The organism is Micromonospora sp. NPDC023888 (assembly GCF_040639415.1).
Taxonomy (GTDB): domain Bacteria; phylum Actinomycetota; class Actinomycetes; order Mycobacteriales; family Micromonosporaceae; genus Micromonospora.
Genome location: NZ_JBEZZW010000008.1, coordinates 136368 through 147974, shown reverse-complemented (window position 1 = coordinate 147974; position 11607 = coordinate 136368). Strand labels below are relative to the sequence as shown.

General features: G+C 71.3%; 11 protein-coding genes and 1 tRNA gene. 6 read left to right on the top strand and 6 right to left on the bottom strand.

Annotated features, from left to right (window positions below; all coding sequences use genetic code 11):
• Position 1: 1 nt before the first annotated feature.
• A complete protein-coding gene (gene argS / locus AB0F61_RS09940) occupies positions 2-1669 on the bottom strand; it encodes an arginine--tRNA ligase (RefSeq protein WP_357806366.1) in 1668 nt (555 codons plus the stop codon).
• Positions 1670-1766: 97 nt separating this feature from the next.
• Between argS and AB0F61_RS09935 the strand changes: the two genes are divergently transcribed.
• The 5 genes from AB0F61_RS09935 (at position 1767) to AB0F61_RS09915 (ending at position 5223) form a co-directional block, all read left to right on the top strand.
• Positions 1767-2573 (top strand): DUF3105 domain-containing protein, encoded by an 807-nt coding sequence (locus AB0F61_RS09935; protein WP_357806363.1) that lies wholly within the window; start codon positions 1767-1769, stop codon positions 2571-2573.
• Positions 2574-2581: 8 nt separating this feature from the next.
• Positions 2582-3253 (top strand): DUF305 domain-containing protein, encoded by a 672-nt coding sequence (locus AB0F61_RS09930; protein ID WP_357806360.1) that lies wholly within the window; start codon positions 2582-2584, stop codon positions 3251-3253.
• A gap of 560 nt (positions 3254-3813) precedes the next feature.
• A complete protein-coding gene (locus tag AB0F61_RS09925; RefSeq protein ID WP_357806557.1) occupies positions 3814-4509 on the top strand; it encodes a winged helix-turn-helix domain-containing protein in 696 nt (231 codons plus the stop codon).
• Between the two features lie 92 nt (positions 4510-4601).
• Positions 4602-4676 (top strand) — tRNA-Arg (locus tag AB0F61_RS09920).
• A 97-nt stretch (positions 4677-4773) separates the two neighbouring features.
• Positions 4774-5223 carry a hypothetical protein gene (locus AB0F61_RS09915; protein ID WP_357806358.1) on the top strand — a complete coding sequence of 150 codons (450 nt, stop codon included), beginning with the start codon at positions 4774-4776 and terminating at the stop codon, positions 5221-5223.
• Positions 5224-5249: 26 nt separating this feature from the next.
• On the opposite strand, the gene AB0F61_RS09910 is transcribed toward AB0F61_RS09915, so the two are convergent.
• The 5 genes from AB0F61_RS09910 to AB0F61_RS09890 all read right to left on the bottom strand — a co-directional run bounded on the left by AB0F61_RS09910 (position 5250) and on the right by AB0F61_RS09890 (position 11074).
• Positions 5250-7631 carry an excinuclease ABC subunit UvrA gene (locus tag AB0F61_RS09910; protein ID WP_357806356.1) on the bottom strand — a complete coding sequence of 794 codons (2382 nt, stop codon included), beginning with the start codon at positions 7629-7631 and terminating at the stop codon, positions 5250-5252.
• A gap of 30 nt (positions 7632-7661) precedes the next feature.
• Positions 7662-8072, bottom strand: coding sequence for a VOC family protein (locus AB0F61_RS09905; RefSeq protein WP_357806354.1), 411 nt, complete (start codon positions 8070-8072; stop codon positions 7662-7664).
• A 5-nt stretch (positions 8073-8077) separates the two neighbouring features.
• Positions 8078-8527: a helix-turn-helix transcriptional regulator gene (locus AB0F61_RS09900; protein ID WP_357806352.1), complete on the bottom strand. Its 450-nt coding sequence runs from the start codon at positions 8525-8527 to the stop codon at positions 8078-8080.
• A 71-nt stretch (positions 8528-8598) separates the two neighbouring features.
• Positions 8599-9558: an ATP-dependent DNA ligase gene (locus AB0F61_RS09895; protein WP_357806350.1), complete on the bottom strand. Its 960-nt coding sequence runs from the start codon at positions 9556-9558 to the stop codon at positions 8599-8601.
• A 31-nt stretch (positions 9559-9589) separates the two neighbouring features.
• A complete protein-coding gene (locus AB0F61_RS09890; RefSeq protein ID WP_357806347.1) occupies positions 9590-11074 on the bottom strand; it encodes an MFS transporter in 1485 nt (494 codons plus the stop codon).
• A gap of 74 nt (positions 11075-11148) precedes the next feature.
• On the opposite strand from AB0F61_RS09890, the gene AB0F61_RS09885 reads away from it, so the two are divergent.
• Positions 11149-11583, top strand: coding sequence for a helix-turn-helix domain-containing protein (locus AB0F61_RS09885; RefSeq protein ID WP_357806345.1), 435 nt, complete (start codon positions 11149-11151; stop codon positions 11581-11583).
• The last annotated feature ends 24 nt before the right edge of the window (positions 11584-11607 follow it).

The following is an 11607-nucleotide window of genomic DNA, read 5'->3' as shown; positions in this document are numbered from 1 at the left end:
GTCACATCCTCTCGGGTGCGGAGACGCCGAGCAGGTGCAACCCGTTGGCGATCACCGTGCGGGTGGCGTTGTTGAGCCAGAGCCGGGCGCGGTGCAGGTCGGTGATCTCCTCGTCGCCCAGCGGCAGCACCCGGCAGTTGTCGTAGAAGCGGTGGAAGGAGGCCGCGACGCTCTCCTCCAGGTAGCGGGCCACCCGGTGCGGCTCCCGCAGCTCGGCCGCCGTGGCCACCACCGCCGGGAACTCGGCGAGCGCCTTGAGCAGCTCGTTCTCCTTCTCGTGCGCCAGCAGCTCGGGGCGGAACGCGTCGGCGTCGCCCTGCACCAACCCCACCTCGGCGGCGTTGCGGGCCACGCCCGCCGTCCGGGCGGCGACGTACTGCACGTAGTAGACCGGGTTGTCGCGGGTCGCCCGGGTCCACAACTCGATGTCGATGTCGATCGGGGAGTCACTTGAGTAGCGGGCCAACGCGTACCGGGAGGCGTCCACGCCGATCGCGTCGACCAGGTCCTCCAGGGTGATCACGGTGCCGGCCCGCTTGCTCATCCGCATCGGGGCACCGTCGCGCAGCAGGTTGACCAACTGCCCGATGAGGATCTCCAGGTTGCGATCCGGGTCGTCGCCGAAGCAGGCCGCCATCGCCTTCATCCGGCCGATGTAGCCGTGGTGGTCGGCGCCCAGCATGATCACGACCCGGTCGAAGCCGCGCTCCCGCTTGTCCAGGTAGTAGGCGCAGTCCGCGGCGAAGTACGTCCACTCGCCGTTGGACTTGCGCAGCACCCGGTCCTTGTCGTCACCGAAGTCGGTGGTGCGCAGCCAGGTCGCGCCCTCGGACTCGTAGAGGTGCCCCTGCTGGCGCAGCCGGTTCAACGCCAGGTCCAACTCACCCCGGTCGTGCAGGTCCTTCTCGTTGAAGTAGGTGTCGAACTCCACCCCGAAGTCGCGCAGCGAGGAGCGGATCTCGTCGAACATCAGCGCGACGCCCTCGACCCGGAAGATCTCCTGGGCGGCGTCGCCGTCGAGCGAGCGCACCTCCGGCCGGCGGGCCTGCACCTCGGTGGCGATCTCGGCGATGTACGCCCCGCCGTAGCCGTCCTCCGGGGCCGGCTCACCCTTGGCGGCGGCCAGCAGCGAACGGGCGAACCTGTCGATCTGGGAACCCGCGTCGTTGAAGTAGTACTCCGTGCCGACGTCGGCGCCGGTGGCCCGCAGCAGCCGGCTCAACGCGTCGCCGACGGCCGCCCAGCGGACCCCACCGATGTGCACCGGCCCGGTCGGGTTGGCCGAGACGAACTCCAGGTTGATCCGCTCGCCGGCGAGCCGGTCGCTGCGGCCGTACTCCGCGCCGGCCTCGACGATCACCCGGGCGAGCTGACCGGCGGCGGCCGCGTCGAGCCGGATGTTCAGGAAGCCCGGCCCGGCGATTTCCACCGATTTGACACCGGACGCCCGGCCCAGTTCGTCGGCCAGGGCCGTCGCCAGCTCCCGGGGCGGGACACCCACCTTCTTGCTCAACTGCAGAGCGAGCGTCGACGCGTAGTCGCCGTGCTCGGGGTTGCGCGGTCGCTCCACCACCGTGCTCTCCGGCAACGCGGCGCGGTCGAGCCCACGCTGCTCGAAGACGGAGTGGGCGGCGGCGAGGACGACCGAGGCTAGTTCTGCAGGAGTCACCCAACCATGTTATCGGGGGTAGACTCGGGCACTCGGCGGCTCCCCTGCGCGTCTACCGGCCCGCCACTCCCCTGACCGACCGACTTGACGAGGCACGATGAGCATCAGCACCCCGGGTGGCCCTGAGCGCCGCCCGACCGTGGTCAGCACCGGCAAGAAGCCGGCCGCAGGCCGGCCGGCGTCCGGCGCGAAGGCCGGTTCCGGCAAGCCGGCGAGCTCCCCCCGGGCCGGTGGCAAGGGCCCGCGCAAGCCGGTCACCCCGGTCAAGGTGAGCCAGGGCCGCGCCTGGGGCCCGATCGCGCTCTTCGTCGCGGTGGGCGTGCTCGCGGCCGGCATCATCGGCTACGGGGCCTGGGCGTCGTTCCAGGGCTCCAAGCCGTGGGACAAGCGGGCCAACGCCATCGACGGCATCGTCAACATCCGCAAGACCGACAAGGCGAGCCTGGAGTACGAGTCGCACAAGTCGGGCCCGCTGACCTACAAGTACTCGCCGCCCGTGGGCGGCGTGCACAACGCCGCCTGGCAGAACTGCATGGGCGACGTGTACGACGCCCCGATCGCCAACGAGCACGCGGTGCACAGCCTGGAGCACGGCGCGGTGTGGGTCACCTACCGCCCCGACCTGCCCAAGGACCAGGTCGAGAAGCTCGCCGGCAAGGTGCGCGGCGTCGAGAAGATGCTGATGAGCCCGTACGAGGGCCTGGACAAGCCGATCTCGCTCCAGGCGTGGGGCTACCAGCTCAAGGTCGACAACGCCGACGACTCGCGGATCGACGAGTTCATCAAGGACCTGCGGGTGAACGCCTCCGTCGAGGGCCCCACGGCGCTGTGCAACACGGGCATCACCGCCACCGGCACCACGCCGCGTGAGCTCCCGCAACAGCAGCAGCCCGCCCAGCAGTAAGGACGCCGATGACCGCCCCCACCACCACCGACAGCGAGTACGACGACACCCCGGCCGCCCCGGACGAGGACGGCCGGGCCCCGGCGTCGCGCTACGGCGTGCTGGCACTCGCCGTCATGGTGGTGGTGGGGCTGCTCCTCGGGTACGCCGGCGGTCTGCTCACCCCGCGGCTCACCCGGCCCGGCGACGCGTCCGTCGAGGCGGGCTTCGCCCGGGACATGACGACCCACCACGCGCAGGCGGTGGAGATGAGCCTCATCGCGTACCGGTCGGCGACCCTGCCGGAGGTGCGGCAGATCGCCGTCGACATCGCCACCGGGCAGCAGGGTGAGATCGGCGCCATGCAGACCTGGCTGCGCGAATGGGGCCTCAGCCCGACCGGGTCGAAGCCGCCGATGTCGTGGATGTCCGACGGAGCCAGCGTCAAGAACGGCCTGATGCCCGGAATGGCCACGCCGCAGCAGATGACCGCCCTGCGCGACGCCACGGGCATCGAGGTCGACAGGCAGTTCCTGAAGCTGATGTACGACCACCACCTGGGCGGCATCCACATGATCGACGCGGCGCTCGACGAGACCGACAACGCCGAGGTGGTGCGGGTGGCACAGACCATGAAGAACACCCAGCAGACCGAACTGAACAACCTCCGGCAGCTCCAGGCGCAGGCAGCCAAGGGCTGACCGACCCACAGGACCACCGGGCCCGCGCCTCCGCCAGCCAATGGCGGAGCGCGGGCCCGCCCCATACCACCCCGGCCGCCCCGGCCGCCGGGCCGCCGGGGGCGCCGGGCCGCCGGGGGCGCCGGGCCGCCGGGCCGCCGGGCCGCCGGGCCGCCGGGCCGCCGGGCCGCCGGGCCATGATCGACTCGGGTTCAAGGAAACCGGGCCTTCAACACGACCCGGATACCCCGACTTGCAGGAGACCGAGTCGATCAAGGCGCGGGCACCCCCGCTTGCGTCTCATCCCCGGCCACCCGGCCCGCCCACCGCCTGACCTCTCCTCAGCCCCACCCACCGGGATGATCGACTCGGGTTTTAGGAAACCGGGCCTTCAACACGACCGGGACACCCCGACTTCCAGGAAACCGAGTCGATCAGCGCGGGCAACCCGCCGGCTTACGCCCTGAACGGCACGATTTGTCCGGTGTGGGGGAATCGCGAGGCACGGGCGATTACGTTGCTTAGAGAGTTTTCTCCCCACATATCGTGACCAGTTGCGATTCGTGCTCGTTGCCCAAGACGTGGGGGTTGCACTCAGAGACGCACGGCGTTCGGTCACCAGTTGGTGCCGACGCCACACCATCGGCGGTGACGGGGCGGTGGCAGCCGTCCGTCGCGGACAGCGGCAGGGCGAGCCGGGAATGCTCAGCCGCGAACAGGAACTCGAACTGATCGACACACTGCGGGGCGTCCACCCCGACGAGTTCGGCCTGGACGAGGAGCTGTGGACGAGGCAGAGCCTCACCACCCTCATCCAGCGCCGGTTCGACCTGCCGTTGGACGCTGGCGCGGTCGGGGCGTACCTGCGGGCCTGGGGGTTGGGTCCGCGCGAGCCGCGCGAGCGGGCCTGTGGGCTCTGCGTCAGCGCGGTCGAGCGTTGGGTGCGCAGCGAGTACCCGGCGATCACCCGGGCCGCCCAGGAGCACCTCGCGGAGGTCTACTGGATCGGCCGGATCCGGCTGCGGGGCACCATGCCGGCCGCGGACGTGATCTCCGCGGTCTCGTCCCGCGGCCGGGTGCGCTTCATGATCACCACCCCGACGGTGGACCCGCCGCTCCCCCGCGACTTCGTGCTGCGGCTCAGCGGCGAGGAGCAGCGCACCGTCCACCTGATCGTGGACGGCTCCTGGCCGCGCAACGAGTGGCCGCGCCGGCTCCCCCGGCGAATCGTCCTGCACCCGCTGCCCAGTTGCGGGCGGGCGATCGCAGCCGCCTGAGCACCGGGTGGGCCGGTTACCGACACGATCAGCTCACCCGATACCGATTCGGCGTTCGCGGAGGAGGTTTGCTAGTCTTCTCCAGTCGCTGAGCCCCCGTAGCTCAGGGGATAGAGCACCGCCCTCCGGAGGCGGGGGCGCAGGTTCGAATCCTGCCGGGGGCACCAGGAAAGCAGAACCGGACCGTTGCCGGGCGCAGGAGCAGCATTGCTCCCCGCGCCCGGTTTTTTGCATCCGCGGCCCGACAAGATCAAGAATGTCGTCGTGCTGTTTCTCGTACTGCTCCTCGCCGCGCTGATCGGGGCCGCCACCGCGACGGTCCTCACCGTCCGGGGGCTCCGCACGGCCTTCAGGGAGAACGAACGGCTGCGGGCGGCGGCGCTGCTCGCGGGCGCGGGCACCGTCGCCGTGTACGCGTGGGGCCTGCTGCACCTCGGCTACGCGGTGCTGCGCGCCGAGGACGGCGGTGCCGGCTCGTTCCCGATCGCACCCTGTCGCGAGGCCGGGCCGCAGCGGGCCAGCCAGGTCGACGGGTACGACGTCGGCTACCTACCGCTGCGCTTCGAGTGCCACCTCAGCGGCGGCGGCACGTTTGTCGCCTCGACCGTGCCCGGGTACGTCAACCCGGCCACGGCCGTCCTCGGCCTGATCACCGCCACCTGTGGAGTCCTCGTCAACACGACGGCCCAGCGCGCCCGACCGCCGGTCGCGTAGACGATCGACCGGCGGCGGGGCCCTGGTCAGCCGCCGACGTACGCCGCCAGGTGTTCGCCGGTGAGGGTGGAGCGACGGGCGACGAGGTCGGCGGGGGTGCCCTCGAAGACGATCCGGCCACCGTCGTGGCCGGCACCGGGACCGAGGTCGATGATCCAGTCGGCGTGCGCCATGACCGCCTGGTGATGCTCGATGACGATCACCGACTTGCCGGCGTCGACGAGGCGGTCGAGCAGGCCGAGCAGTTGCTCGACGTCGGCCAGGTGCAGGCCGGTGGTCGGCTCGTCGAGGACGTAGACGCCACCCTTCTCGGCCATGTGGGTAGCCAGCTTGAGGCGCTGCCGCTCGCCGCCGGACAGGGTGGTGAGCGGTTGGCCCAGGCTGAGGTAGCCGAGCCCGACGTCGGCGAGCCGGTCGAGGATGGCGTGCGCGGCCGGCGTGCGTGCCTCGCCGGTGCCGAAGAACTTCTCGGCTTCGGTCACCGACATCGCGAGCACCTCGCTGATGTCGCGACCCCCGAAGCGGTATTCCAGCACCGACGCCTGGAACCGCTTGCCCTCGCAGTCCTCGCAGGGCGCGGCGACACCGGCCATCATTCCCAGGTCGGTGTAGATGACACCGGCGCCGTTGCAACTCGGGCAGGCGCCCTCGGAGTTGGCGCTGAACAGCGCCGGCTTCACCCCGTTGGCCTTCGCGAACGCCTTGCGGATCGGGTCCAGCAACCCGGTGTACGTGGCCGGGTTGCTCCGCCGTGAGCCACGGATCGCGCCCTGGTCGATCGACACCACACCGGCACCGGCGGGAATCGACCCGCGCACGAGCGAACTCTTGCCGGAGCCGGCGACACCGGTGACGACGACGAGCACCCCGAGCGGCACGTCGACGTTCACGTCCTGGAGGTTGTTGGCCGTCGCGCCACGGATCTCCAGTTTGCCGGTGGGCGTGCGTACCGTCTCCTTGAGGGCGGCCCGGTCGTCGAGGTGCCGACCGGTGCTGGTGCCGCTGGCCCGCAGGCCGTCCAGGGTGCCCTCGTAGCAGACGGTGCCGCCGTCCGTACCGGCGCCGGGACCGAGGTCGACGACGTGGTCGGCGATGGCGATGGCCTCCGGCTTGTGCTCCACGACCAGCACGGTGTTGCCCTTGTCGCGTAGTTGGAGCAGCAGCTTGTTCATCCGCTGGATGTCGTGCGGGTGCAGCCCGATCGTCGGCTCGTCGAAGACGTAGGTGACGTCGGTGAGCGACGAGCCGAGGTGGCGGATCATCTTGGTGCGCTGCGCCTCGCCGCCGGAGAGGGTGCCCGACGGCCGGTCGAGCGAGAGGTAACCCAGGCCGATCTCCTCGAACGAGTCGAGGAGGTGTTGCAGCCCCGCCAGCAACGGGGCCACCGACGGCTCCTCGATCTCACGGACCCAGGCGGCGAGGTCACTGATCTGCATCGCGCAGGCGTCGGCGATGTTCTTGCCCTTGATCTTCGACGACCGGGCCTCCTTGCTGAGCCGGGTGCCGGCGCACTCGGGGCAGGTCGTGAAGGTCACCGCCCGCTCCACGAAGGCGCGGATGTGCGGCTGCAACGCGTCGATGTCCTTGGCGAGGAAGGACTTCTGGATCGACGGGATGAGCCCGGTGTACGTCAGGTTGATCCCGTCGACCTTGATCTTGGTGGGCTCCCGGTGGAGCAGGTCGTGCTGCTCCCGCTTGGTGTACTTGGCGATCGGCTTGTCCGGGTCGAAGTAGCCGCAGCCGCGGAAGATCCGACCGAACCAGCCCTCCATGCTGTAGCCCGGGATCGTGATCGCGCCCTCGTTGAGCGAGCGGCTGTCGTCGTACAGCGCCGACAGGTCGATGTCGGTGACCGAACCCATGCCCTCGCAGCGCGGGCACATCCCGCCGAGCCGGGTGAAGGTCGCCCTCTCGGTCTTCGTCTTGCCGACGCCACGATCGACGGTGATCGCGCCGGTGGCCTTCACCGAGGGGACGTTGAAGGAGTACGCGTTCGGCGAGCCGATCTGCGGCTGCCCGAGGCGGCTGAACAGGATGCGCAGCATCGCGTTGGCGTCGGTGGCGGTGCCGACGGTGGACCGGGCGTTGGCCCCCATCCGCTCCTGGTCCACGATGATCGCCGTGGTCAGGCCGTCCAGCAGGTCGACCTCGGGCCGCGCCAACGTCGGCATGAAGCCCTGCACGAACGCGCTGTACGTCTCGTTGATCATCCGCTGCGACTCGGCGGCGATGGTGCCGAACACCAACGAGCTCTTGCCGGAACCGGAGACACCGGTGAACACCGTCAGCCGGCGCTTCGGGATCTCGACGCTGACGTCCCTGAGGTTGTTCACGCGCGCGCCCTGCACACGGATCAGGTCGTGGCTGTCCGCGACGTGCGGCGTGGACGGCGGGGTGGCCGTGCTCATCAGGTCTCCATCTGTCCGGGGTCGGACGGGTCAGTGCACTTCCTGGATGCGGATCAGATTGCCGGCGGGATCACGGAAGGCGCAGTCCCGTACGCCGTACGGCTGCTCGGTCGGCTCCTGGACGACCTCGGCGTCGGTGGCCTCCAGCTTGGCGAAGGTGGTGTCGAGGTCGGCGGTGGCCAGGTTGACGCCGAAGTAGCTGCCCTTCGCCACCAGTTCGAGGATGGTCTGGCGCTCGTCGTCGGTGATGCCGGGGGTGGCGGCCGGCGGGTGCAGGACGATCGACGTCCCGGGTTGGCCCGCGGGCCCGACGGTGATCCAGCGCATCCCGCCGAAGCCGACGTCGTTGCGAACCTCGAAGCCGAGGACGTCGCGGTAGAAGGCCAGCGAGGCGTCCGGGTCGATGTGCGGAAGGAAACTGGAGTGAATGGTGATGTCCATGGCCGTCACGCTAGTTGCGGCTCGGTGACCTGCGCTTCTCGATTCCTGATCGGTCTGGTCACCTGTTTCGCCACGCACGACGGCAGCCCCGCCGTCGCCTGCCCCACCTGCCGCCGGTAGACGCTCGGCGGCACGCCGACAAGCTCGGTGAAGCGGGTGCTGAAGGTGCCCAACGACGAGCAGCCGACCGCGAAACAGACAGCGGTGACGCTGAGGTCGCCACGACGCAGCAACGCCATCGCGCGCTCGATGCGCCGGGTCATGAGATAGCTGTACGGAGATTCGCCGTAGGCGAGCCGGAACTCGCGGCTGAGGTGCCCGGCCGACATGTGCGCCCCCCGGGCGAGCGCCTCGACGTCCAGCGGAGACGCGTACTCCCTGTCGATCCGGTCGCGGACCCGGCGCAGCCGCGCCAGGTCGCCCAGTCGCTGGGTCGCGTCGGGTTTGCTGCTCACCTGGGAAATCGTGCCACAACCCACCGACAACCGGCCGCTCGCCGGGCGCGGGCGGGGACCGACGAGCCCGGTCAGCCGGCCTCGCGGCGGGCGCGGGCCCGGCGCTTCCCCTCGTGCATGGCCTGCACCCGGGCCACCGGGATGGTCCGGCCCTCGGCGACCAGGTCGGCCGGGAGCGGCTGCGGCGGCGGCATCAGCGCGGCCCACGGATCACCGTCGCCGAGCAGCGACGGCGCGGTCCGGATGGTGAAGTCGGCCGGGGCCACCTCGGTCAGGTCGGCCCAGTCGACCGGGAAGGAGACCGGCATCCCGGGGCGCAGCCGGGGGCTGTACGTCGCCACCACCGTCGCGCCGCCGGCACGGGTGGCGTCCACGAAGACCCGGCCACCCCGGTCCTCCTTGATGTACGCCGTGGTGGCCAGCGCCGGGTCGAGCCGCTCGGCGCGGACGGCGAGCGCCCGGGTGGCGGCGGCCAGCTCCTCCGCCGTGGGTCCGTCGGCCACCGGGACGAAGACGTGCACGCCCTTGGCGCCGCTGGTCTTGACCGCACCGGTCAGGCCGGCGTCGGCGAGTGCCTGGCGGACCAGCAGGGCCGCGGCGACGGCCGCCCGGAAACCGTCACCCTCCGGTGGGTCCAGGTCGAGCACCAGGTGCGTCGGGCGGTGCGGATCCGCGGTGGTGGCAAGCGTCGGGTGGTATTCCACAGCCCGCTGGTTGGCGAACCAGAGCAGGGTGCGCCGGTCGTCGCAGAGGGCGTACGAGATCTCCCGGTGCGACGCCTCCGCCCAGACCGGCACCCGGCGGACCCAGGCCGGGGTGTAGCGGGGCAGGTTCTTCTGCATGAAGGGCGGCTGGCCGGGGCGGACCCGGATCACCGACAGCGGGCGGTCCCGCAGTTGGGGAAGGATCCGCCCGCTGACGGCGTCGAGGTAGTCGACCAGGTCCCGCTTGGTCGCGTCGTCGCGGTCGGACAGCGGCTGGTCCAGGTTGGTCAGGGCCACGTCGTCCCGGGTCTCGTCAGCCTCGCTCACCCGACCACCTTCGCGGCCGGCGTGCCGTCGGTCAACCGGACGCGGCGCTCGGGTACGGATCGGTTCCGGCGATCACCGTGGCCGGCCCCGACGGATCGGCGTCCGGCCCGGGGTGGGCGGGGCGTCGGGGCAGTGTCGTCACGGCGACGAGTGACGCGGCGACCACCAGGGCGGCGGCCACGGCGAACGCGGTCCGGTAGCCGCCGGCCAACGCGGCCGTCTCGGCCCAACCGGAGGCCCGGAGGCGGTCGGTGCGCGCGGCGGCCAGGGTGGCGAGCGCGGCCAGGCCGACCGCCCCACCCACCTGCTGGGTGGTGTTGGCCAGGCCGGAGGCGAGCCCGGCGTCCGTGTCGGTCGCGCCGGCCATGGCCAGGGTGGTGACGGCCGGCAGGGTCAGACCACCGGCCACTCCGAAGATCAACATCGCCGGGAGTACGGCGGTGACGTAGGCCCCGTCGGCGGGCAGCCGGGCGAGCAGCAGGAAGCCGACGGCGGCCAGGCCGAGCCCGGCCAGCAGCACGGTCCGGGCGCTCCAGCGGGCGATCAGCCGACCGGCCAGGCCGAGTGACACCACAGCGATCACCACCGGGGTGGGCAGGAAGGCCCAGCCGGTGGCGGCGGCGTCCAGTCCGAGCACCAGTTGCAGCTCCACGGCGAGCAGGAACTGGAAGCCGAAGTAGGCGCAGACCATGAGGAACTGCACGGCGTTCGCCGCCACCAGCCCCGGTACGCGCAGCACCCGGGCCGGCACCAGCGGGGTCGCCGCAGCCCGTTGGCGGAGCACGAACGCGCCGAGCAGCAGCGCGGCGAGGGCTACCGCGCCGAGGGTCCGCGGACTGGTCCAGCCGTGGTCGCCGGTCCCCACGATGCCCAGCACGGCGGCCATCAGACCGGCGGTGACGAGCAGCGCGCCGGGCAGGTCCAGGCCAGCCCGCAGGCCGATGCCCCGTTCGGCCGGGAGCCGGCGGACGGCCGTGAGCAGGATGGCCGCCCCGATCGGCAGGTTGACCAGGAAGATCGCCCGCCACCCGGCCACCTCGGTGAGCACTCCACCGGCGACGGTGCCGACCGACGCGCCGGCCGCCCCGGTGAAGCTGAAGACGGCGATCGCCCGGGCCCGTTCGGCGGGTTCGGGGTAGAGCCGGACGATCATGCCGAGGCTGACCGCCATGGCCAGCGCCCCACCGACGCCCTGGGCGAAGCGCGCGGCGACGAGCAGCGTCGGGCCGGTGGCGACCGCGCAGGCAAGCGAGGCCAGTGTGAACAGCGCGACGCCGGCCAGGAAGACCCCCCGCCGGCCGAGCAGGTCGCCGAGTCGGCCGGCGAGCAGCAGCAGCCCGCCGAACGCGACCAGGTACGCGTTCACCACCCACGCCAGGCCGGCGGCGGTGAAGCCCAGATCGCGTTGCACGGCGGGCAGCGCCACCGCCACGACTGTGCCATCCAGGATGATCATCAGGCTGCCGGCGCAGAGCACGAGCAGCGCGGGCCAGCGGGACGGGACGACGCGGTCCATGAAACCCTCCTTGGTGCATGTTTTGTTACCGAGGTCATCGTCTGTGACCATGAACCGGAGCGGAAGGAGGCACTGTGATGTCCCAGAGGAACAGCGATGTGTCCGCGCTGGTCGAGGCCGAGCTGACCTGCACGGAGGAGAACGTGCCGTTCGCACCGGGGCAGGCTCGGGCGTGCACCGTCCGGCAGGTGCTCGACCGGGTCGGCGGCAAGTGGAGCATCGGCATCCTGGTGACCGCCTCGAACGGGCCGGTGCGCTTCACCGAGTTGGAGCGGCACATCGAGGGGATCAGCCGCCGGATGCTCACCCTGACGCTGCGCAACCTGGAACGTGACGGCCTGCTGCGCCGCACTGTCTATCCGACCGTCCCGCCCAAGGTCGAGTACGTCGCCACCCCCATGGCACTGGAGCTGTACGAGTCGCTTGTGGCACTGACCGAGTGGGCCGAGCGGCACCGCAGCGCCATCGCCGAGGCGCGGACCAGGTACGACGCCGAGCACGCCGGATAAACCCCCACCGGGTGTGGGGAACGC